21 protein-coding genes, 1 tRNA gene, 1 other RNA gene and 1 pseudogene are annotated in these 21,661 nt (G+C 44.1%); 15 read left to right on the top strand and 9 right to left on the bottom strand.

All coding sequences use genetic code 11. From position 1 onward, the window contains the following. From ACEW9J_RS19790 to ACEW9J_RS19775, 4 genes and pseudogenes are all read right to left on the bottom strand, one after another. Positions 1 to 121, bottom strand: a pseudogene (locus ACEW9J_RS19790) (IS630 family transposase); the annotation flags it as partial. Positions 122 to 236: 115 nt separating this feature from the next. Further along, on the bottom strand, positions 237 to 410 hold the full coding sequence (locus tag ACEW9J_RS19785; protein ID WP_373546810.1) for a hypothetical protein: 174 nt from the start codon (positions 408 to 410) through the stop codon (positions 237 to 239). A 213-nt stretch (positions 411 to 623) separates the two neighbouring features. Beyond that, the gene (locus tag ACEW9J_RS19780; protein WP_373546809.1) at positions 624 to 908 is read right to left on the bottom strand and encodes an Arm DNA-binding domain-containing protein; all 285 of its coding nucleotides are present in this window, start codon (positions 906 to 908) and stop codon (positions 624 to 626) included. Between the two features lie 160 nt (positions 909 to 1,068). Further along, a tRNA-Lys gene (locus ACEW9J_RS19775) sits at positions 1,069 to 1,140 on the bottom strand. A 109-nt stretch (positions 1,141 to 1,249) separates the two neighbouring features. On the opposite strand from ACEW9J_RS19775, the gene ACEW9J_RS19770 reads away from it, so the two are divergent. The 8 genes from ACEW9J_RS19770 (at position 1,250) to ACEW9J_RS19735 (ending at position 9,494) form a co-directional block, all read left to right on the top strand. Then, positions 1,250 to 1,414, top strand: a complete 165-nt coding sequence (locus ACEW9J_RS19770) for a hypothetical protein (RefSeq protein ID WP_373546808.1) — start codon at positions 1,250 to 1,252, stop codon at positions 1,412 to 1,414. Between the two features lie 72 nt (positions 1,415 to 1,486). After that, positions 1,487 to 3,124, top strand: coding sequence for a methionine--tRNA ligase (gene metG, locus ACEW9J_RS19765; protein WP_373546807.1), 1,638 nt, complete (start codon positions 1,487 to 1,489; stop codon positions 3,122 to 3,124). A 79-nt stretch (positions 3,125 to 3,203) separates the two neighbouring features. Continuing rightward, entirely contained in the window at positions 3,204 to 3,791 is a 588-nt protein-coding gene (locus ACEW9J_RS19760) for an NYN domain-containing protein (RefSeq protein ID WP_373546806.1), read from the top strand. 186 nt (positions 3,792 to 3,977) lie between these two features. After that, complete coding sequence (gene lptC / locus ACEW9J_RS19755; RefSeq protein WP_373546805.1) at positions 3,978 to 5,099, top strand: LPS export ABC transporter periplasmic protein LptC; 1,122 nt, start codon at positions 3,978 to 3,980, stop codon at positions 5,097 to 5,099. Positions 5,100 to 5,132: 33 nt separating this feature from the next. Then, positions 5,133 to 5,945 (top strand): cell division protein FtsQ/DivIB, encoded by an 813-nt coding sequence (locus tag ACEW9J_RS19750; RefSeq protein WP_373546804.1) that lies wholly within the window; start codon positions 5,133 to 5,135, stop codon positions 5,943 to 5,945. Between the two features lie 268 nt (positions 5,946 to 6,213). Continuing rightward, entirely contained in the window at positions 6,214 to 7,434 is a 1,221-nt protein-coding gene (ftsZ, locus tag ACEW9J_RS19745) for a cell division protein FtsZ (protein ID WP_373546803.1), read from the top strand. Between the two features lie 296 nt (positions 7,435 to 7,730). Continuing rightward, positions 7,731 to 7,910 carry a ribbon-helix-helix protein, CopG family gene (locus ACEW9J_RS19740; RefSeq protein WP_373546802.1) on the top strand — a complete coding sequence of 60 codons (180 nt, stop codon included), beginning with the start codon at positions 7,731 to 7,733 and terminating at the stop codon, positions 7,908 to 7,910. Positions 7,911 to 8,279: 369 nt separating this feature from the next. Beyond that, positions 8,280 to 9,494: an S-layer homology domain-containing protein gene (locus ACEW9J_RS19735; protein ID WP_373546801.1), complete on the top strand. Its 1,215-nt coding sequence runs from the start codon at positions 8,280 to 8,282 to the stop codon at positions 9,492 to 9,494. A gap of 54 nt (positions 9,495 to 9,548) precedes the next feature. Here the strand turns inward: ACEW9J_RS19735 and ACEW9J_RS19730 are convergent, their stop codons facing one another. After that, positions 9,549 to 10,679, bottom strand: coding sequence for an iron-containing alcohol dehydrogenase family protein (locus ACEW9J_RS19730; protein WP_373546800.1), 1,131 nt, complete (start codon positions 10,677 to 10,679; stop codon positions 9,549 to 9,551). A 211-nt stretch (positions 10,680 to 10,890) separates the two neighbouring features. On the opposite strand from ACEW9J_RS19730, the gene ACEW9J_RS19725 reads away from it, so the two are divergent. After that, positions 10,891 to 11,307 carry a photosystem I reaction center subunit II PsaD gene (locus ACEW9J_RS19725; protein WP_373546799.1) on the top strand — a complete coding sequence of 139 codons (417 nt, stop codon included), beginning with the start codon at positions 10,891 to 10,893 and terminating at the stop codon, positions 11,305 to 11,307. Between the two features lie 68 nt (positions 11,308 to 11,375). Here the strand turns inward: ACEW9J_RS19725 and ACEW9J_RS19720 are convergent, their stop codons facing one another. The 4 genes from ACEW9J_RS19720 to ACEW9J_RS19705 all read right to left on the bottom strand — a co-directional run bounded on the left by ACEW9J_RS19720 (position 11,376) and on the right by ACEW9J_RS19705 (position 14,368). Next, positions 11,376 to 12,089, bottom strand: coding sequence for a Uma2 family endonuclease (locus ACEW9J_RS19720; RefSeq protein WP_373546798.1), 714 nt, complete (start codon positions 12,087 to 12,089; stop codon positions 11,376 to 11,378). A gap of 157 nt (positions 12,090 to 12,246) precedes the next feature. Next, entirely contained in the window at positions 12,247 to 12,945 is a 699-nt protein-coding gene (rpiA, locus tag ACEW9J_RS19715) for a ribose-5-phosphate isomerase RpiA (RefSeq protein WP_295613919.1), read from the bottom strand. A gap of 127 nt (positions 12,946 to 13,072) precedes the next feature. Next, positions 13,073 to 13,261: non-coding RNA, 6S RNA (gene ssrS / locus ACEW9J_RS19710), on the bottom strand. A 162-nt stretch (positions 13,262 to 13,423) separates the two neighbouring features. Further along, positions 13,424 to 14,368 (bottom strand): DUF4394 domain-containing protein, encoded by a 945-nt coding sequence (locus tag ACEW9J_RS19705; protein ID WP_373546797.1) that lies wholly within the window; start codon positions 14,366 to 14,368, stop codon positions 13,424 to 13,426. Between the two features lie 337 nt (positions 14,369 to 14,705). Here ACEW9J_RS19705 and groES point away from each other — a divergent pair, with 337 nt between their 5' ends. The 6 genes from groES (at position 14,706) to holA (ending at position 21,518) form a co-directional block, all read left to right on the top strand. Continuing rightward, positions 14,706 to 15,017 carry a co-chaperone GroES gene (groES, locus tag ACEW9J_RS19700; RefSeq protein ID WP_309742942.1) on the top strand — a complete coding sequence of 104 codons (312 nt, stop codon included), beginning with the start codon at positions 14,706 to 14,708 and terminating at the stop codon, positions 15,015 to 15,017. A gap of 54 nt (positions 15,018 to 15,071) precedes the next feature. Then, complete coding sequence (groL, locus tag ACEW9J_RS19695) at positions 15,072 to 16,709, top strand: chaperonin GroEL (protein WP_373546796.1); 1,638 nt, start codon at positions 15,072 to 15,074, stop codon at positions 16,707 to 16,709. Between the two features lie 188 nt (positions 16,710 to 16,897). Then, positions 16,898 to 17,731: a DNA adenine methylase gene (locus tag ACEW9J_RS19690; protein ID WP_373546795.1), complete on the top strand. Its 834-nt coding sequence runs from the start codon at positions 16,898 to 16,900 to the stop codon at positions 17,729 to 17,731. Then, the gene (locus ACEW9J_RS19685; protein WP_373546794.1) at positions 17,724 to 19,016 is read left to right on the top strand and encodes a transcriptional regulator; all 1,293 of its coding nucleotides are present in this window, start codon (positions 17,724 to 17,726) and stop codon (positions 19,014 to 19,016) included. The genes ACEW9J_RS19690 and ACEW9J_RS19685 overlap by 8 nt, the downstream gene beginning before the upstream one ends. 277 nt (positions 19,017 to 19,293) lie before the next feature. Next, the gene (locus tag ACEW9J_RS19680; RefSeq protein WP_373546793.1) at positions 19,294 to 20,454 is read left to right on the top strand and encodes a pentapeptide repeat-containing protein; all 1,161 of its coding nucleotides are present in this window, start codon (positions 19,294 to 19,296) and stop codon (positions 20,452 to 20,454) included. A gap of 80 nt (positions 20,455 to 20,534) precedes the next feature. Beyond that, complete coding sequence (gene holA / locus ACEW9J_RS19675) at positions 20,535 to 21,518, top strand: DNA polymerase III subunit delta (RefSeq protein WP_373546792.1); 984 nt, start codon at positions 20,535 to 20,537, stop codon at positions 21,516 to 21,518. Positions 21,519 to 21,661: the final 143 nt, after the last annotated feature.

The raw sequence follows: 21,661 nt of genomic DNA, 5'->3' as shown, positions 1-21,661 counted from the left end.
GTAAATTTTGACTTTTAAGCCACAGCACTTCCATCTTTAACTGTACTCTAGGATGAGGATGGTGAAATCTTTCATAATTCAATTTTTCTCGATCTTCTTCCGTAAATTTTAGATTGCTCATCTCCCAATCTCCACTTTCTTTTTGCCCTTACTAGACTATCATCTCTTCGATCGCTGATGCTCAAGTTACAACCGTGCAAAGTATATTTGTCTAGAATTGCCCCTCTGTCTTGTTTTTAGGCGACATGTCGCCCCGTCAGCAACTCCACAGGCTGCTGCCTAGCGACTAATGAACTTTTACCATCTGGAGATTGCTTCCCAGCATCCGCCACAAATACAAACGTCTCCCCACCAAACCGCGATACCGCCGTCACTGGAATCAAAATCCCTGGGCGTTTGTCCCATACCATTAGTGACAAGTTAAGCCTGTAGGATAACTATCAAGGGAGTTTTAGAAGCTGGTTGGAAGAAAAATGGGTCGTCAAACTGTCGAGTCTTCGTGACTAATATGTGTCGTAAAAGTTGAAGTGCGGAATGTGGGATCTAAGGCGACAACGCCTGAAAAACCGATATCTCCAATGCAATTGTCTTTGCAATTTCATTGAGGGAGAATCCCCCTGCGTTCAGGTGAGAGTGAGCGTATGCGAAACCTCACCGAGCGGGGGGAGTGTCAAAGCCCACTTACAACAGGCTCCAAGCTGAGTTAAAACCCGTTTGGTAGTATTTGGCGTTGTCTTCAGATTCAGATAGTCCCTGACCATTTCGGCATAGACTCGATTGAGCTTGGAGTCTGGCAAGCCTAATGATAAATATTTTCTAACACCGCGATAATTTAAAACTATCTGTAAGCGTTGGTGGTTGACTTTAATTACAGTCTGCCCCGCTGGGGTTTTGGGATTTTCAGGCATTGAGGTATAAAAAGATACTCAATATCTTCAAATTTGACCCAATAATTAACCCAAACGTAACCTAATAGACACGAATAAATAAGTGATTTAACCCAAATCGGGTACAACCAAAATATGACTGAAAACTCAAAAACCCCGCACATGGCGAGGTTTTTGAGAATGGGCAACCCGAGGCTCGAACTCGGAACCAACGGATTAAGAGTCCGATGCTCTACCATTGAGCTAGTTACCCTGGTTATTCGTATTCTAGCAGAAACCAATTACTAATTATTAATAAAGGTCGGAAGTTGGGCAACCTCATTTATGATGGAGACTAGAGCTAAGTCTTTTCAGCGACTGTGATGCTCCTGCTGCAAGAGACACGCGGGAATGTCAGAGGTGATGCCAATGACGCTACAAAGATCGTGCTATCGATTCAATATCAAACATCATTCTCAAAGTCCCGAACTCGATCTGGCGCATTGATTTCAGGAGCGGCACCAATAGTAGCTACAGTTAGGGCTTGAGATTGCTTTGAGTTGTGAATTTAGCGCGATCTACTTTTTTTTCGATCGAGTCCGCCACATTTGAGTTGCTATATGAATCATCCTCCGCACAGTCAACAGTATTTCACTGTCACTACACCACTGTATTACGTCAACGATATTCCCCATATCGGACATGCTTATACTACGATGGCTGCCGATACGATCGCCAGATGGCAAAGACTCAAACGCCGTGATGTCCTCCTGATTACAGGGACTGACGAACATGGGCAGAAAATCGAGCGGACGGCAGTTGCAGCGGGTGTAGAGCCTCAAGTCCACTGCGATCGGATTGTGGCGAGATTTGAGGCTCTGTGGAGCAAGCTAGATATTCAATACAACAGGTTTAGTCGGACGACTGCACCCAACCACCAGCTCATTGTCAATGAATTTTTCCAACGGGTATGGGAGCGCGGGGATATTTATCAAGGGACTCAGCAGGGCTGGTATTGTGTCTCTTGTGAGGAGTTTAAAGAAGAACGCGATTTACTTGCCGACAGGCATTGTCCATTGCATCCTAGCAAGCAGGTAGAATGGCGCGATGAAAGTAATTATTTTTTCAGACTTTCTAAGTATCAACATCAACTAGAAGCTTTATACGAGCAACATCCTGATTTTATTCTCCCAAATAGTCGGCGCAATGAAGTCCTAAAATTTGTGGCTCAAGGATTGCAAGATTTTTCGATCTCTCGTGTCAATGTAAATTGGGGCATCCCACTACCAGCCGATCCCCAACAAACAATCTATGTCTGGTTTGATGCCTTGCTCGGCTATATGACAGCATTGCTCGATCCGAGTGTCGAGCCGACTCTAGACAATGCTTTAGCGCAAAGATGGCCGATTAATTTACATTTGATTGGCAAAGATATTTTACGCTTTCATGCTGTCTATTGGCCCGCGATGTTGATGTCAGCAGGACTACCGCTCCCCGATCGCGTTTTCGCACACGGTTACTTTACTAAAGATGGTAAAAAAATTAGTAAAAGTGAAGGAAATGCGATCGATCCGATCGATTTAGTCGATCGATATGGCGCAGAACCGTTACGTTATTATTTTCTCAAGGAGATTGAGTTCGGGCAAGATGGGGATTTTAATGAGACGCGCTTCATTGAAATTGTGAATGCCGATCTTGCCAATAGTTTAGGAAACTTAGTCAACCGGACGTTAGGTATGGCTAAAAAGTATTGTCAAAGTCGAGTACCAAATTGTAATGCTGAAGATATTCCTGCTGATAATCCACTCAAACTATTGGGGCAAAAGCTAGGCTTTCAGGTGGATATAGCTTACAATAAGCTAGCCTTTAGAGATGCCTGTGAAACAATTTTGACTTTGGTACACTCTAGCAACAAGTATATAGACGATCTCGCTCCGTGGACATTATTTAAACAAGATAAGCATTCAGAATTAGCCCAAGTTCTATATTCTGTCTTAGAGTCGGCTCGGCTGTCAGCTTATCTATTGTCACCGATCGTTCCAAAAATTAGTACCGATATTTATCGTCAATTAGGGCTGGATGTAAACTTCGATCTGATTTGTGCTATCAATACTGCTACGTCCGATCGAGGTGAGTTAGAGCTACCTTTAGATTGGGAATCTCATCAGGAGTGGGGTATTTTAACAGCCAATTGCCTACTCGGTGAAGCGCAGCCAATTTTTACCAAGCTAGAACTCAATATTACTACTAGTAATTAATCCTGCTCTTCCTCTGTCTCGCATATATTCAATAATTTTTTAAATTCTCTTTTTTAAATTTATAATAATTTTAACAACAATGAATAGTTTCAACCATGATGAAAATTCGATATTTTCAGCAAAGCAAGTCCTAGAAAATCGTGGGAGAGTCGCCATCTTTGTTGATGGCTCCAATCTATTTTATGCAGCATTACAACTAAATATTGAAATTGACTATACTAAATTGCTAGCTCGGCTGACTGGAGGTTCGCGACTGTTACGTTCGTTCTTTTATACTGGAGTCGATCGCACCAATGAAAAGCAGCAGGGATTCTTGCTCTGGATGAGACGCAATGGTTATCGCGTAATTGCCAAAGATTTAGTTCAACTCCCAGATGGCTCTAAAAAAGCCAACCTGGATGTAGAAATTGCGGTCGATATGATGGCATTAGTCGGATCTTATGATACCGCAGTACTCGTTAGTGGCGATGGGGATCTGGCTTACGCAGTCGATGCAGTGAGTTATCGCGGTGTTCGGGTGGAAGTAGTCAGTCTGAGATCGATGACTAGTGATAGTCTGATCAATGTTTCCGATCGATATATCGACCTCGAAAATGTCAAGGAAGAGATCCAAAAAACGCCGAGAAATAATGCCAACATTCTCATCACTCCAGAGATCTGGACTTAATTTAGTTGAAAATTGACAGTCATCGACGATCGTTATTTGTCAATTTTTCAAGAGTAGGTTCGATCGATCGCACATGTCCAGAGATCGTCCCGCTCGATCGATGTGGATGGCAATCTGGAACCAAGTTGGGGTATTTGAGTCTGATGACTACGGGGGGATTAAATCGATCGAAAAGGTGGACGGAGTGTGAAAGTACATTGCTATGTGAGTATTATCTTGACAATCGCGATCTTGGGGATCGGTAGTTGTCGTCCAAACAAACCTCTACCTAATCCAACTCCAATCGCAACGATCGAACCCAAACTACAACTAGATAATCTCAGTTTCGAGCAAGTAGATAAACAAGGAAAACCCCTCTGGAAAGTCCGAGCAAAATCGGGAGTATATACTCCCGATCGCAAACGCGCCAAGGTAACTAATTTAGATGGCGATCTATATCAAGATGGTCGAGTCATCATGCACATTACCGCCAAAACAGGGGAAGTAGAACAAGAAGGTGAAAAAGTGTTCCTACGCGGCGATGTAGTCACCAAAGAAACTCGGAATAATTTGATTGTGATCGGACAAGAAGTAGAATGGCAACCAAAAGCAGACTTGCTAATTATTCGCGATCGCGTTCAAGCAAATCAACCTAAATTCCAGGTTAATGCCGATCGCGCCAAATACTTCACCCGCACCCAACAAATGGATCTATCTGGCAAGATCTCCGCATTTTCTAGCGATCCCCGATTGGCAATGCAGACAGAGCAACTGATCTGGCAACTTAAAGAGCGAAAAGTAATTGGAGATCGATCGACCCAAATCCAACGCTATCAGGGAGATCGAATTACCGCTAAAGCCACCGCCAATACCTTCTCTACCGCCCTCGATTTCAAAGTCATTAATTTGCAAGGGAACGTCCAATTGAATGCTACCAAGCCACTAATCCAGGTCAATGGTGAATCATTTAGCTGGAATCTAGACCGAGAGGTAGTCACAGCCGATCGACCGTTGAAAATCGTTCAGCAACAAGAAGCCGTTAGCTTCAATGGCAATGCTGGCGAACTAGACCTCAAAGCATCTACAGCCACACTCACAGGTAATGCGCGGGGAGTAGCTACTCGCAACCAAGCGAAAATTGGAGCCGATCGATTAATCTGGCAGATCGCTTCCCAACAGCTCGTCGGAACTGGTAATGTAGTCTATCAACAAGTCAATCCACTCATCAAATTTACAGGTACTCGCGGAGTCGGGAAACTACAAGACCAGTCGATCGTCATTAGCGGCGATCGTCAGCAACGAGTCCAGACAGAATTCGTGCCCAATTAGCCGCTACTTAGTCCCTAATACCTCCCTACTTGCGTGTCCCAATCTGCATCTAAAGAACATCTAAAGCAACGTCGTCGCCAACTGCAACAGCAACGGCGAGTCAGAGTCGTCACATCTGTATGGCGATTTGTGTGTATGAGCGGGATCTTCGCTGGGTTGGCTTGGGTAATCGATCGACCTGACTGGACGATTTCTCAACCCGAACAGATTCGGATTGAGGGGAATCAGTATCTCAGCGACAAGACGATTCGATCGATTTTGGCAATTCCTTACCCAAAGCTAATTATGGAGTTATCACCCGAACAGTTGCGATCTCAACTGATCGATCGAGCCGCGATTCCTAGTGTGAAGATCGATCGAGAACTACTACCACCTCGCCTGATCGTGCAGGTACAGGATTCTCCCCCAGTGGCGCGGATCGTCCGCAACACTCAATCTCAAATATTTATCGACGAACGCGGTCTTCAATTACCGCTTTCTAGCTATCGCCCCACAATCTGGCGATCGCTACCGACATTACAATTGATATTGCCAGCGCAGGGTAACTGTCCCAATTGGACGCAAATTTATCAGGCTGTTCGGACTAGTCCAGTTGCAATTGGGGAGATCGATTGTCGCGTTCCTCAAAATTTAATGTTACAAACTGAAGTAGGCAAGGTAAAATTGGGTAGGTTTGAATCTAAATCGCGGCTAAATAATCAAATGCAGCAGCTCGATCGACTTAGGGATTGGCAAAAACACACTTCATCTGCTGATGTCGAACTACTAGATCTGGAAAATCCCGATTTGCCTAGATTACAACTCAGTCCGATCGTCCCAACAGCTATTAAACCGATCTCCGACTGACATTAACTCTAAATCTTTTGTTGCTACATTTAGATACATCAATAGCATGTCCGAGCTAATATTCGCGACCTGAAACTATTTTTCTATAATCTCTATATTCTAGCCAAGTAATTTTCTACCCATACGAGATCTTGCTAGATTATTATCAATTTAACTCATGGCTCAGGTGATGCTGTTTAAAATATATACACTACATGTCTAAGTAATCTCAAAAAATATCTACAATGCGGGTTACTATGCTTTAACTGGCTCCAATAATAACTAGCGCATGAATAACTCCAGTCCACTCTCCTATCCAGGATTCAAAAGCCACTCAATTCGAGATGGCTATACCACACCCAAGGATGACAGAATGTCCGACGATCTCACTTTTAGCAGTGTCGCCCGTATCAAAGTAATTGGTGTTGGCGGTGGCGGCAGTAACGCGGTAAATCGGATGATTGCCACCAATATTGAAGGCATCGAATTTTGGACGATGAACACTGACGCACAAGCATTATCGCATTCTGATGCAACGCGGCGGATTCAATTAGGTCAAAAACTCACCCGTGGACTCGGTGCTGGTGGTAATCCCGCCATCGGTCAAAAAGCCGCTGAAGAATCCCGTGAAGAAATCGCGATGGCTCTAGAAGGAGCCGATCTCGTATTTATTACTGCGGGAATGGGAGGTGGAACTGGAACTGGAGCAGCGCGGATTGTGGCTGAAGTTGCCAAAGAAATGGGTGCTCTCACCGTAGGAGTCGTCACTCGTCCCTTTACCTTTGAAGGACGAAGACGGACAAACCAAGCGGAGGAAGGCATTAGTGGACTGCAAAGTCAAGTTGATACTTTGATTATCATTCCTAATGATAAACTGCTTCAGGCAATCAACGAGCAGACTCCAGTTCAAGAAGCGTTCCGCATTGCCGATGACGTACTGCGATCCGGCGTCCAGGGAATTTCTGATATCATCACCATCCCAGGACTGATCAATGTTGACTTTGCTGATGTCCGTACAGTGATGGCTGATGCGGGTTCGGCACTAATGGGTATCGGTGAAGGATCTGGCAAATCACGAGCGCGGGAGGCAGCCATCCAAGCAATCACTTCACCACTATTAGAATCATCTATCGAAGGTGCGCGCGGTGTTGTCTTGAACATCACTGGCGGTGCTGATATGACCCTGATCGAAGTAAATACCGCTGCGGAAACTATCTACGAAGTTGTAGATCCCAATGCGAATATTATCTTTGGTGCGGTAATCGATCCGCAAATGCAGGGTGAGATGAGAATTACAGTTATCGCCACCGGATTTACAGGCGAAATCTCAGAGCCAGTCGCTCGTCGGCCGCAAACTGCTGTGCCAACTCGGATGCCCTCTGCTTCATCCGACCACAGCCGCAAGCCACAGGGATCTTCTGTCGGTGACGACAATTTTCCTAAGCCTCAGCCACCTCAAAATGCTGGAGCTGACTTACCCGCTTTTCTACAAAATCGTCGCCCTAAATAATCCTTGTTTAGTTGACTGTTTGTGATGTAGCAGTAGCTCAATTAATTGAGTTACTGCTGCCAATTTGGGGTAATCACTGTGCGAGTCGTCTTCGTGCGACAATGACACTCATCCAAAGTAGTTATTATTGCTGAACTTGTAGTCTAAATTTAGACATGCTTGTTCGATGGCTCATTTACAGCCAATACATTTAAATGGCTGTAGTCTCAACTTCGTTGAGGCCAAGGTAATTTTATTATTTTATGGTGGATACAATTAACAACGAGTATGTATCAATTTAAATTGATACGAAAACCATGAATCAATCAACTCAGCATAGCACTCCTTCAAGTAGACGCAATATGTCTTTGAAACAATTAAATGTGAAGATTCCCGAACAAGAACTCAGAATTCTCGAAGCTTTTGCTGAGAAGACTGAAAGAACTAAAACCGATATTATTAGGGAATTTATCAGATCGCTCCAAGCTAAAATATGAGCGAAATTTAGATCGTAAAGTTTACCTAGTTGTAATATCTGCAACTGGGTGAACAATATTTGCTGGAGTTGCTATCCGCTCGAAATCCAATATTTACTCCCTGACCTATGTCAAATTGCGGAGTTCGTCCCGCCTTTGTTTCCCACTAGGCGGGAGAAATAACCAGTTGACCATTGAACGAACCCAAGCTAGACATCTAGCGTAGGGGGTGAATGGTAGATGGTGGATCTCTATTTATTGAGTGGTTCGGGAGTAAATCAGTCAAACTCCGAGCGTTATCTAGTTCGATCCGACTAATAAGGCGGATGATTAGCGATGTACAAAACCTCAGTATAATAGAATTATTCAATCATTAGCAAATAACCAATTGTGTCTCGATCGCAGATCCGGATCGGTATTATTCATACTCACAAATCTTTATTGCTGCGTTGTCTGGCAATTATTTCGATCGTTATCATCTCTGGATGCAATGGTGGAAAATCGCTGCAAACTACATTAGCACCAGATCCAAAACTTAACCCACCAGCAAGCGGGACAGCAACATCAACTCCAGCCGCCAGTAACAACTCCCTCCCCGCCGATTTCCCCGTCTACCCTCAAGCTAAACTTCAATCGACAGAGACTCCGGCACAGGGCACAGTGGCAACTTGGACGACTCCAGATCCGATCGATCTAGTCTACACATTTTATCAAAAAGAACTAGCTGCCAAACAATGGCAAATTGTCACCACACCGAGCGATAGCAATCCTCAACTAGTTGCCAACCAACAGCAAACCAGTGTGACGATTGCCGCTCAACCCAGCTCAGAGCCGCAACAAACTGGAGTAACAACGTATACAATCAGTTGGCAGGGAGCCGCGACACCAGAGCCAACCCCCACACCGACAACATCGACACCAGCCGTTACTAGCCCCTCACCAACAGTATCTCCTCTCCCCAGCACCAAACCGATCTCCAAATTACCAACCACTACCGCCGAATATTTAAAAGATCTCACCCAAATCGGTGTATTGACGAGTGCCGATACCACTCCCAATCGCGCAGTTACTCGCCGCGAATACGCTCGCTGGCTAGTCGCCGCACACAACCGGATTACAGGTACCAAACCCACCCAGCAACTCAAGCTAGCTACCACTGACACCAAACCCGCATTTCAGGATGTCCCCAGCACCAATCCTGATTTCCCCAGCATTCAGGGATTAGCCGAAGCAGGACTCATCCCCAGCTCTCTCAGCGGTGATGCTACTAGCGTCCTCTTCCGTCCTGATGCCCTGCTGACGAGAGAACAGCTAATTTTGTGGAAAGTACCTCTAGATACTCGGCAGCCACTACCAGCCGCTTCTCTAGACGCCGTGAAGCAGACGTGGGGATTTCAAGACGCTGGCAAAGTCGATCCCAAAGCACTTCGCGCCGTTTTGGCTGATTTTCAAAATGGCGAACAATCCAATATCCGGCGAGTATTCGGTTACACTACCTTATTCCAGCCTAAGAAGACCGTTAATTTAGGAGAGGTTGCCACAGCTCTTTGGTATTTTGGAGCCAACAGTGAAGGTTTGTCAGCTCATGATGCGATCGCAAATTAAATGCTTTGCCCTCATCAAGCTCCAAAACTTCCCCTAAACTCTAAACTCTAAACTCTAAAGCGATGTGGCGGTACTGACAAATCGATTCTCAACTTCGATAATGGTTGTTGATAGCATCGCTGCGACTAGTTGCTCTGGCACCACATTAAAGGGCAACCGATGTAAATCGGAATCGGGTTTGCACGCAAGTGTCGCCGCGTGATGTAACTGAGAGATCGTGATTTCACTCAGTCCCAAATCCTCTAGAGTTTTTGGTAATCCAATGGTACTGTAAAAATCGACCAACTGTTGTCTGGCTGTGGCGGCTAATCGATCGCCTTGAAGCATCTCCTGTAGTCTCAACTGGACTAAAATCCCATATGCCACTTTTTCGCCGTGTAGGGCGTGGTGAGAGCCTGGGAGGTGTGTCAGACCATTATGAACTGCATGGGCGGCTACAGTGCGGCATTGGGCACCACCTAGCCCACCAATTACCCCTGCGAGGAGGACGGTAGCATCGACAACTTCTTGCCAGTCTTCACTGCCAGGATTGGCGATCGCACTTGCTGACTTTTGGAATAAAATATCTCTGAGTACTCGCGCCTGTTGAACTGCGGCGATGAGTAATGTCTGTGATGAATGTCCACTACTGACTGAAGCTTCGTACCATTTGGCGATCGCATCACCAATTCCCGCCACCAGTGTCCGTTGTGATGCTGTGGCGACCATACCATAATCTAGGATGAGTAGATCGGGGCATTTGGCAAGGCTGACATCGTACAGGAATGCGCCTGATTCAGAATAAATATTGGATAACGCCGTCCACGCTGCACAAGTGGCTCCAGATGTCGGAATCGTCACGACTGGTAACTGACAACGATGGGCTAATAATTTGGCAGTATCCAGACATTTGCCACCACCAACACCAATGATGAGATCGGCGTGATGCTCAGAGGCTGATTCAATTAATCGATCGAGACTGCTCTCACAACAATCGGGAGTATATCGCACCCGCTCGACTGTTAGTTCTGGACGATCGAATAATACCTGGAGTTGACTCAGATCTTGACTATGCTCACCCACCACAATCAGCGGACGTTGACCCAGTCGCAGTATATGCTCGATCGCGTCGGTGAGCGCAGATTTCCCCCGCAATACACGAGCGGGAGCAACCAGCAAGGAAATCGCAGTAGAATTGTTTGTCATGGCTATCGATCGGGTGCTTACGATCTTATTATACTAGTTGCTAGCGATCGTCGATCGGGTTGAAAACCGCTCCTGGGTATCAAGAATCTACATTTTTGGAACCGCAATCTGACAATCGTTGACAGATTCGACTGTTACGGTTCTTGACGAGATCGCGATCGTGCCCGAACAGAATGATACTATTTCCTAAAACCCTATAACGAATAGTTTTATGACAATCAAACTAACTGGCAAGACACCGATTTTTGGCGGTAGCACTGGTGGGTTACTCAGCAAAGCCGACACAGAAGAGAAATACGCGATTACTTGGAATAGTCCTAAAGAACAGGTATTTGAAATGCCGACTGGCGGCGCAGCGACAATGGTATCTGGGGATAACCTCTTGTACATGGCGCGAAAAGAACAGTGTTTGGCACTTGGTGGACAATTACGGAAGTTCAAAATCACCAATTACAAAGTTTATCGGATCTTGCCAAAAGGTGAGACAACCTTGCTCCATCCCAATGATGGCGTATTCCCTGAAAAAGTCAATCCAGGACGGGAAGCTCAAAACAGTGTCGATCGGAATATCGGCAGCAATCCCAATCCAGCTAAACTCAAGTTTACTGGTAAAAGAACCATCGACTAGATTGGCGTGACTTTAATAAGTATGACAAAAGAGGTGAAACCCAATAGTTTTCACCTCTTTTTTTGTAACTAAATCGTATCTGGATCGATGCCTAGCTCTCGCAACTTGGCTGCGAGTTGATGATTGCGATCTGCTGCTGTTGATAGAGCTTGCTCGGTTTCAGATAGAGCTTGCTCGGTTTCAGAGAGGGTGCGGACGATCGTCTCCAACCTTTGGGAAACTTGCTCGAACGCCAGAAATATTTCGCCATCAGGTCTATAAATTTGCAATTCTGCTGGCGTACTCAGATCGAATTTAATTCCCAATCGCAAGCTAGTCCAATCCTGCATGACTGGAATTTCAGTTAGATAATCATCTAATCGCTCCCATCCAGACAGAGCATTATCATCGGGATCGTAAATATAGTATTCCGCCACATCATGCCGATCGTAAAAAGCTAACTTAGCTGCCATCTCATTGGTAGTATTGCCTGGAGACAGAATTTCAAATACTACTTGCGGTGCAATATCACCTTCTAACCATTGCTTGTAAGATCCGCGATCGCCTTTCGGTCTACCGAATGCTACCATCACATCTGGAGCTACTCGCCGCTTGGGGTTGCCTTCAACAGGATACCAGAGTAGATCTCCAGCAATAAAAACGTTCTCGTCATTGGCAAATAACCAATCTAGATTATATTTAATCGTCGTAATCCAGCGAAATTGTTTGGTATTGTCGGACATCGGTTTACCATCGCTGTCTGGATATTCGATTTGGTTTGGTGTCGGTAATTGGGCAACCATAAAATTAGATATTGGCGACAAGGTTCCTAGTCTAATTGTAATTTAGGTTTCAGGCTTTAGAGGAAGTGCTGGCATGGAGAATTAAACCGTTGCAGCTCATGGAATTTGCCTAAAGCCTAAAGCCTAAAGCCTAAAGCCTAAAACCTAAAGCCTAACTCTACATTTCTTTGATGATGACTTTATCGCCTTGAACTTCACCGACAAGTACCAAGTCAGTTACTCCCACAAATAGGCCGTTTTCGAGTACGCCAGGAATATTATTGAGCGTCTTTTCTAACTCAGCGGGATTATCGATCGAGTCAAATTTGACATCAACCACCAAGTTACCCTGATCCGTCACCACTGGACCAGCTTTTTTGACACCCATGCGGAGTTGAGGTTTCCCACCCAATTTTTCGATCGCTCGCATGACGGGAGTTACAGCCATCGGAATGACTTCAACAGGGACGAGAAAAGTACTGCCGAGTTTATCGACTAACTTAGTATTATCGACAACTACGATAAATTGCTCTGCCAGCGCATCGACTACTTTTTCTTGGGTATGCGCTGCACCACCGCCTTTGATCAGATTCTTATGAGGATCGACTTCATCCGCACCATCGATCGCAATATCAATCCGATCGACTTCATCTAGAGTAGTCAAAGGGATACCATGCTGCTTGGCTAACACTCTGGCTTGAAAAGATGTCGGAATTCCTTTGACATTGGTAATCTCGCCTGCCGCCAACCGTTTGCCAATAAACTCGATCGCAAACGCCGTCGTCGAACCAGTACCCAATCCCACGATCGAATTAGACTGTACCCGCGCCGCCGCAGCCTTCCCAACTTCCTGCTTCATCAAATCCTGTGGTGTCATAATCTTCTTGATTTCATCAAATGTCTTCCGATCCACTCTATCAGTAAAACTCCGCCCTAATCACCATCCACCATCCACAACAAAACCCCCAGCACGAGTACCAGGGGTTTTTGTCTTTCAAATATTTAGGTCAACCGCAACGCCGTCTTACCTCAGTTTATGACCTGGTTAAAACCAGGTGGGTACCGGAAGTTCGTGCATAAAGTTTCTGAATACAGAGTTCAGTTTACTGCCGCTAGAACAACATTAGTTCCCGTAAAAAATTCAAGCATAGATCAAAAAACGTTATTGGCAGTCACCAACGTCTCAGCCAGACCGTTCCTCTATTCTAGGGGGTGAGGACTCAATCGGTCAAGGTGGTATGCCGTAATGGAGTTGAGGCAAAGATCGGCAAAATTGCTGCCTCACGGTTTTTGCTGACTCAAATCCGTCGATCGATGCGTAAAAAAATTCACCTTAACAGGGGTAGTTCGAGTCCTTACTGTTTGTCGGCTGCACTACTTTTGCGCTTGCGTCGCTTGAGCATCCAGCCCGTACCAATACCAACGATGATTAAACCTGGGAGGGAAGAAGGCTCAGGCACAGCAGTGGGTGGGATCGGGGCGGCGAGTCCAGTCAGATTGAATCCAGCCCCCGTACCGATTTGGCCGAGGGAAGTAGCGGCACCCGAACTTAAATCGATCGTATAGAGGGAAGCTGCCGTGCTACCACTGGGAGCGAATGCTGCAAAGGCAATATTTACGCCACTACTAGGCGAAAAGATATCAAACCCGCCTACCGTACCAACGTTAACACCCAAAGAGCCGATCGTGGCTAGAGTGCCACTGTTTGCTGGGTTTTGGAGTACCAAAACATCTAGGTTGGAGTCGATATCAAAGAGCTGAGTCGTGCGTCCGGCTGGTGCTCCCGCAAAACTGTTGGTGTAAGCAGAAGCCGTAATCGTGGGGCTGACTCCAGCATTGGTGTCTGTAGTCGCGTAAGCAATGGTGCCGTCAACCATAGTTGTGCCCGAACCACCCCCAGGGATGCGGAAGTTTTGCCCGTTGGCACCTGTAATCCGCAGTGCGTCTGCTGCTGGATTGAAGTCTACTCCTGAGGTAGTTCCACCATTGAAAGTGGGGGAGATTGAGTTGAAAAAAGTAGCATTACCGCTACTAGGATCGATCGTGAACACGCTAGCATTAGTAATCCCATAAAGCTGACCGTCAGCAGGGCGATAGTCTATCCCCAGCAGCCCATCGGCTCCAGTCACACTGCGTGTCGTTGTAGAGCCGGGAGTAGCAGAATCGAAGAACACTAGCGTGTTGCCTCCTGTCAGACCCGTAAGTGCGACACCTTCAGCAGATCGAGCAACACCAAAAAACTCAAACATCGTAGCTACATATATTGCCGTAACTAGGGTAACGAGCTTACTTGATTTCATTTTCACGTTCCTTTTACTAATTTGGATAGATCTTTCCAGCGGATGAGTCATTTGGGAGATCGATCTATAGGTTACATAACAATACGTCAGCAATCGCGAACTGGATCTCTTTCATTGGGCAGATTTTCAATTAAAACTACTTACCAGACTACAGATCCACCGCTCTTCCCTTTTTGCATATCTTCTAGCCATCTGCTTGGTATGTACTTTTGCGGCATCGACACACCCAAGCTGTTGTCAGTGCGGTAAACCGTACCCTACCCTTGCTTGCCATGCGATACCACATTCGGATAGATTGGCACTCAGCAGTTGAGAGTGCTAAATACTCATAATAAATATGGCATCACTATCGTTAACCGTATCCACAGTCAAGCCTTTAGCCGATCGCGTCTTTGTTAAAGTCAGTGCATCTGAAGAAAAAACCGCTGGTGGTATCCTTCTCCCCGATACAGCTAAAGAAAAGCCCCAAATCGGCGAAGTCGTCCAAGTTGGCCCTGGCAAACGTAATGAAGACGGTACTCGTCAAGAGCCTGAAATCAAAATCGGCGATAAAGTCCTCTACTCCAAATACGCTGGTACCGACGTGAAGCTCGGCGGCGACGAATATGTGCTGTTGTCTGAGAAAGACATCCTCGCAGTAGTCGGCTAAACAGTGTCACTTGTCACTAACATCTAACCCTCTACACATTTAAATTTAAAGATTATGGCAAAGCGAATTATATACAACGAAAATGCTCGTCGCGCGTTGGAACGTGGGATGGACATCTTGGCTGAAGCGGTAGCAGTTACCCTCGGCCCTAAAGGTCGTAACGTCGTCTTAGAGAAGAAATTTGGCGCACCCCAAATCGTTAACGATGGTGTCACCATTGCTAAAGAAATCGAACTCGAAGATAACGTCGAAAATACTGGTGTAGCCTTGATTCGTCAAGCTGCATCCAAAACTAACGACGCTGCGGGCGACGGTACTACTACAGCTACTGTACTAGCTCACGCGATCGTCAAAGAAGGCTTACGCAACGTGGCTGCTGGTGCCAATGCGATCGCCCTCAAACGCGGTATCGACAAAGCAACTGGTTTCCTCGTTGAGAAAATTGCCGCTCACGCGAAACCTGTAGAAGACTCCAAAGCGATCGCACAAGTAGCAGCAATTTCCGCTGGTAACGACAATGAAGTCGGCGAAATGATTGCGAACGCGATGGATAAAGTCGGCAAAGAAGGCGTTATTTCTCTAGAAGAAGGTAAGTCAATGATTACCGAACTAGAAATCACTGAAGGGATGCGGTTTGATAAGGGCTATATCTCCCCTTACTTCGCTACTGATATGGAGCGGATGGAAGCGGTTCTAGAGCAACCTTACATCCTGATTACTGACAAAAAAATCAACTTGGTACAGGATCTTGTGCCAATTCTTGAGCAAGTAGCTCGTTCCGGTCGTCCTTTGCTGATTTTAGCTGAAGACATCGAAAAAGAAGCTCTCGCAACCTTGGTTGTTAACCGTCTGCGTGGCGTATTAAACGTTGCAGCAGTTAAAGCTCCTGGCTTCGGAGATCGTCGTAAAGCGATGCTAGAAGATATCGCAGTATTAACTGGCGGTCAAATGATCACTGAAGATGCTGGCTTGAAACTAGATGCAACTAAACTAGAATCCCTCGGTCAAGCACGTCGGATTACTATCACTAAAGACAGCACTACGATCGTTGCGGAAGGCAATGAAGCGACTGTCAAATCTCGGTGTGAGCAAATCCGTCGTCAAATGGAAGAAAGCGATTCTTCCTACGACAAAGAAAAGCTCCAAGAGCGTCTGGCTAAATTAGCTGGTGGTGTTGCAGTCATCAAAGTTGGTGCTGCTACCGAAACCGAAATGAAAGATCGTAAACTACGTCTTGAAGATGCAATCAATGCAACTAAAGCCGCAGTTGAAGAAGGAATCGTTCCTGGTGGTGGTACAACCCTAGCTCACCTATCTCCTGAACTCGAAGTTTGGGCGCAAGCTAACCTCAAAGATGAGGAATTAACAGGTGCGCTAATCGTTACCCGCGCTCTCTCAGCTCCCCTCAAACGGATTGCTGAAAACGCTGGTCAAAACGGTGCAATCATCGCTGAACGTGTCAAAGAAAAAGCCTTTGATGTTGGCTACAACGCGGCAACAAATGAGTTTGTAGACATGTTTGAAGCTGGGATCGTCGACCCTGCGAAAGTAACTCGTTCGGCTCTGCAAAATGCCGCTTCGATCGCCGCAATGATTTTGACTACTGAGTGCATCATCGTTGACAAACCAGAATCCAAAGACGGCGGCGCAGGTGCTGGCGGCGGTATGGGCGGCGGTGACTTTGATTACTAGAGCTGCTAACTTTTAATAATTTTTAGAGGGGAAACCCATTAATATTCATAGCTATCTTCACAGGAAGATAGCTATTTTTGTGGCCTAAACCATCGATACTAATATAGGACTGTTCTTGAGCCTGTTAAATTAAGGTTAAATCGAGATATAATAGTACTGCCGTACGCAAGGAATCAAATTCAACAATAATGGCAAAAAATAAATTAGTATCACCATTTTTAAAATGGGTAGGAGGTAAAAGACAAATAATGCCTGCGATCGAACAGCATTTACCTAAAGGAATCAAATCATACATCGAACCTTTTATTGGCGGAGGTGCTGTACTCTTTCATCTCCAACCGAAAACTGCAATTATCAATGACTTTAATTTAGAACTTGTAAATGTTTATAATGTCATCAAAGACGATCTTGAAAATCTGATTGTAGATCTTCAGAAGCACAAAAACGAATCAGAATATTTTTATGAAATACGTGCTTTGGATCGGACAGAAGCATTTGATAATTTAAGTGATGTAGAAAGAGCATCAAGAATTATATATCTAAATAAGACTTGCTACAATGGATTGTATCGTGTGAATAATTCTGGTAAATTTAATTCACCATTTGGGAAATATAAAAATCCAAATATAGTAAATGAGCCAACTCTTAGGGCTGTAAATTCTTACCTTAACTCTAATAATGTTCGGATCGAAAATACAGATTATGAGACAATTTTGAAAGAAGCCGATAAAAATTCTTTCGTGTATTTAGATCCCCCCTATCATCCTGTTTCCGATAGTTCTAATTTTACTGGATACATCCAAGGTGGATGGGGAGAGTCCGATCAAGTTAGATTAAAAGAAGCTTGCGATCGGCTAGATAAAAATGGAATTAAATTTTTGCAATCTAATTCCTGTGTAGATTTTATTAAAGAACTTTATACAGACTATCAGATCCATGTGATAAAGGCTAATCGTGCTATAAACTCAGATGGTGAAAAAAGAGGTGAAGTAGAAGAAGTATTGATAAAAAATTATGAGTGAGTCTAAAAATGATTTAGCTTGGGAGAAAATTTTTGAAAAGCATCTAATATTGGATAAACTTAAAAATTTAGATTATTTTTTAATATCATCTAGCGATATAAATGAGTTTCGAGAAGCTCGATTGATGACAAAGTTCGATCATAGATCGCAGCTACCTAAAATATTTGATAAGAATAAATTATCTATCTTACCTGTATCTAGGGGTAATTATATTATTGGTGAATTTGAAATATTTCATGACTTCACTCCAGAAGATAATGTCGAAATTAAGAAAGTTTCTTTTCCTACTGTTCTAGAAAGTTTAAATCCAGAAGAAATTACAAGTGAGGCAACTGCAATAAATTGTGCAATTATTGCTGGTATTATTCAAGACTTTACTGGCGAGATGGAATTGTATCCAACTATAAGTGGAAGAATGAGGTCATCATCTTTTGACTTTAATATTGATGTTAATGCGGGTAAAGAGTTGATTCAAGTAGAAGTTAATAATTCTCAGATTGAAATTGATGGAGGATATGAAGGTAATGATTCTCTAATCATAATTGAGGCAAAAAATTATATTTCTGACAACTTTCTTATAAGACAATTATTTTATCCATATAAATTGTGGACACAAAAGATAAATAAAAAAGTACGTCCGATCTTTTTAACATATACAAATGGTATTTTTTATTTAAGAGAATATATTTTTAGAAACAGTGGACACTACAATTCAATTCAGCTTATTAAAGAAGAAAAATATATAATTCAAGAAGATATTACAATAAATATTGAAGTTATTCAAAATATTTTACATAAAGTTTTGCTAATACAAGAACCAAAAATATCTTTCCCTCAAGCAGATTCTTTTGGACGTGTAATTAATCTATGTGAACTTCTAAAGCAAAAAAATATATTGACTAAAGAAGAAATAACTCAAGAATATGATTTTAGTTGGAGGCAAGCAGGTTATTATTCTCATGCTGCTATTTACTTAGGTCTAGTCGAGCGTACTCGAAAAAATAAGATGTCAGTCTATCAACTATCAGAAAGAGGTATGAAGTTATTCGATCTCTCAATCAAAAATAGAGAACTTGAATTAATTGAGTTGATTTTAGCTTATGGGATTTTCCATAATACTTTGAAGCTATATTTTAACCAGGGCGATGTTCCAAGTAAAAAGGAAATTATTGAAATGATGTGTGATGCTGATTTACATAAAGTTAAGTCGATTAAGACGTATGAGCGAAGGTCTTCAACAGTTCTTTGTTGGATTAAATGGATAGTAAGTCTTATTGAAGAGTAGAAATACGTATCGCCGATCTATTCATGCCAGCAGAAAGCCCAGAATTAAAAGCCACGAGCGACCGATCGAGTCTTCAGCCCGATCGAATATAATGAGTTAGTCGCGGTTGGAGCTAGGGATTGATGAGGCGGGACACTTTACTGTCGCGCCATTGATGGTAATTTCATCTCCTGGCAAGCAAAATGAACAACCAGATAAAAGCTTAAATCTGAAATTCTAACGGTAGTGATAAAATATCTAATATACAAAGTTTACTTGAATGGATATTTTAAAGTAAATGACAATCTGGTTGAATCTGCTGGGAATTATCGCGATCGCATGTGGCTTATGGTCTAGGAATATTGGTCTGACTGTAGCAGGTTGTGCGATCGCTTTAGGATTGTCAGTACCGATTCTCTATCGAGGTGCCCGTCACAAACTACCAAAATCTATATCTTCACCCCAGCAATTGAGCATAATTACCTCAATTACGATTCTAGTGGCAATCGTCGCTCTACTCAAAATTTGTGGATTTTTTGATTATGTTGGAACTCTATCAGCTCGAACGGATTGGAATGTAGTTGGCGTTTTGGGTCTATGGAGTGGGGCATTGGGGCAGATGGCAATTGCCACTCTCGCTGCATACGTATCATGGCAACAGTATATCGTTTCTCGCGATTTGACGATCGAGCAAAATCGCCTCAATCATCAACAAAATGTACTTACACAGCAACAGACGATCGATAATTACTTTCAAGGAATTTCCGATCTAGTCTTAGATGATGATGGATTCCTCGAAGATTGGCCGCAGGAACGCGCCTTTGCCGTGGGGCGCACTGCGGCATTATTGGGTAGTGTCAATGCTGCGGGGAAAGCCAGGGTAATCCGCTTTCTATCTCGCTCGAAATTACTAACTCCCCTGCAACGCGATCTGCGGTTGGGTAAGGTGATTCTCAATGGGAATGGGGGTTATGATGAAGATCGCATTTATGGGGTGCGGGTCATTAATTTGGGCGTTATGCTGGCGGGTACAGATATCTCTCAAACCGATCTGCGGTGGGCAGATCTCAGCGATGCTAATTTGATTCGGACTAATTTAAATGGATGTAATTTGTCAAAAGCAAACCTGTCTAAAACTATTCTGTATCAAGCTAAATTAACGGATGCAGATATCCAGGGTGCGAGATTTTTTTATGGCAATATCGAACTTGCTAGTCCCCGCATTCCCGATCGCCTTCCAGACTATATCACAGGTGAATTTACTGGTGCGGTTGTCGAAGCTGCCGATCTGACTAATGTTCGGAATATGTCTGAGGAACAGCGTCAATATTGTTGCGCTTGGTGTGGAGAAGCATCCCGCCAAACTATTCCTGGCGGCTGTAAAGGGATTGCCAATCGGTTAGCCTCGATCGAGGACTCAGATTCGGCTCGATCTTTTGATGATGATTATGTTGGTTAATTGATAATTGATAATCGGTAACGAAAAATAATTTTCATTATCCACCATTCACCATTCACCATTCACCACTCACCAATCCGATGACAGTTATTTTATATTGGGGCGATGATGATTTTTCGATTGCCAAAGCTGTGAGTGCGATTCAACACTCAGCACTCGATCCAGCTTGGACGAGTTTTAACTATGAAAAGATTACACCAGAGCGAGAAGATGCGGCGATCGCGGCTCTAGATGCGGCGATGACTCCCCCCTTCGGTACAGGGAAACGAGTGGTCTGGCTGGCAGATACGACCCTGATGCAGCAATGTTCGGAGCAATTGCTGGCTGAGTTGGAACGGACATTGCCCCAAATTCCGGCTACTACGATCCTGCTCCTGACTAGCAAAAATAAACCAGATGGCAGATTGAAATCGACTAAAACAATTCAGAAATATGCAAATGTTCAGGAATTTAGTTTGATTCCGCCTTGGAAAACTGAAGAACTGAGTCAACGAGTACAGATTGTCTCTAAAGAGTTGGGATTAAAATTAACTTCAGATGCAATTCAACTTCTCGCCGAATCTGTTGGTAATAACACTCGTCAACTATATCTAGAATTAGAGAAATTACAATTACTCGCTGGTGGTGAAGGACAAAAGATCGATCGAGTGATGGTGGCGAGTCTCGTAGTTGCTAATACTCAAAATAGCCTTCAACTTGCCGCTGCAATTCGACAAGGCGATGTGGGGACAGCTTTGCATCTGATTAGTGAATTGATTAATCACAACGAACCTGCATTAAAAATAGTTGCCACCCTCGTCGGCCAATTTCGGACTTGGTTGTGGGTAAAAATGCTCTTAGAAGCTGGGGAAAAAGACGATCGAGTCATTGCCACCGCCGCCGGATTGGGAAACCCCAAACGCCTATTCTTTATCAAACAGGAACTCCAATCTACCACTGCCGATCGACTTGCAGCCAGTCTTCCCAAGTTACTCGATTTGGAATTTAGTCTCAAGCGTGGTGTTGATGCTAGCTCTACTCTCCAGATGCACACGATCGAATTGTGTCAAATCTTTAGGCTTTAAGGTTACCCCTGTTAAGGTGACAAAAGCATGACTAAGTAGGGCTTGCTGAATAAGTCTAGCGATCGAATCTAGCCGCCACACAACTTGCAAATCTTGAGGTTCTCGATCGATTTCTAAAATTATCCGCCGAGAACCCTTGCAGT

This window comes from Chamaesiphon sp., from assembly GCF_041737865.1.
Classification (GTDB): Bacteria; Cyanobacteriota; Cyanobacteriia; order Cyanobacteriales; family Chamaesiphonaceae; genus Chamaesiphon.
Note: the sequence above shows the minus strand (reverse complement) of the source record. Positions and strands in the feature narration are given on the sequence as shown.

Coding starts and splice junctions, on each gene's coding strand:
- ACEW9J_RS19785 (WP_373546810.1), bottom strand. CDS start 410: ATGGTATGGGACAAACGCCCAGGGATTTTGATTCCAGTGACGGCGGTA.
- ACEW9J_RS19780 (WP_373546809.1), bottom strand. CDS start 908: ATGCCTGAAAATCCCAAAACCCCAGCGGGGCAGACTGTAATTAAAGTC.
- ACEW9J_RS19770 (WP_373546808.1), top strand. CDS start 1,250: ATGCTCCTGCTGCAAGAGACACGCGGGAATGTCAGAGGTGATGCCAAT.
- metG (WP_373546807.1), top strand. CDS start 1,487: ATGAATCATCCTCCGCACAGTCAACAGTATTTCACTGTCACTACACCA.
- ACEW9J_RS19760 (WP_373546806.1), top strand. CDS start 3,204: ATGAATAGTTTCAACCATGATGAAAATTCGATATTTTCAGCAAAGCAA.
- ftsZ (WP_373546803.1), top strand. CDS start 6,214: ATGAATAACTCCAGTCCACTCTCCTATCCAGGATTCAAAAGCCACTCA.
- ACEW9J_RS19740 (WP_373546802.1), top strand. CDS start 7,731: ATGAATCAATCAACTCAGCATAGCACTCCTTCAAGTAGACGCAATATG.
- ACEW9J_RS19730 (WP_373546800.1), bottom strand. CDS start 10,679: ATGACAAACAATTCTACTGCGATTTCCTTGCTGGTTGCTCCCGCTCGT.
- ACEW9J_RS19725 (WP_373546799.1), top strand. CDS start 10,891: ATGACAATCAAACTAACTGGCAAGACACCGATTTTTGGCGGTAGCACT.
- ACEW9J_RS19720 (WP_373546798.1), bottom strand. CDS start 12,089: ATGGTTGCCCAATTACCGACACCAAACCAAATCGAATATCCAGACAGC.
- rpiA (WP_295613919.1), bottom strand. CDS start 12,945: ATGACACCACAGGATTTGATGAAGCAGGAAGTTGGGAAGGCTGCGGCG.
- ACEW9J_RS19705 (WP_373546797.1), bottom strand. CDS start 14,368: ATGAAATCAAGTAAGCTCGTTACCCTAGTTACGGCAATATATGTAGCT.
- groES (WP_309742942.1), top strand. CDS start 14,706: ATGGCATCACTATCGTTAACCGTATCCACAGTCAAGCCTTTAGCCGAT.
- groL (WP_373546796.1), top strand. CDS start 15,072: ATGGCAAAGCGAATTATATACAACGAAAATGCTCGTCGCGCGTTGGAA.
- ACEW9J_RS19690 (WP_373546795.1), top strand. CDS start 16,898: ATGGCAAAAAATAAATTAGTATCACCATTTTTAAAATGGGTAGGAGGT.
- ACEW9J_RS19685 (WP_373546794.1), top strand. CDS start 17,724: ATGAGTGAGTCTAAAAATGATTTAGCTTGGGAGAAAATTTTTGAAAAG.
- ACEW9J_RS19680 (WP_373546793.1), top strand. CDS start 19,294: ATGACAATCTGGTTGAATCTGCTGGGAATTATCGCGATCGCATGTGGC.
- holA (WP_373546792.1), top strand. CDS start 20,535: ATGACAGTTATTTTATATTGGGGCGATGATGATTTTTCGATTGCCAAA.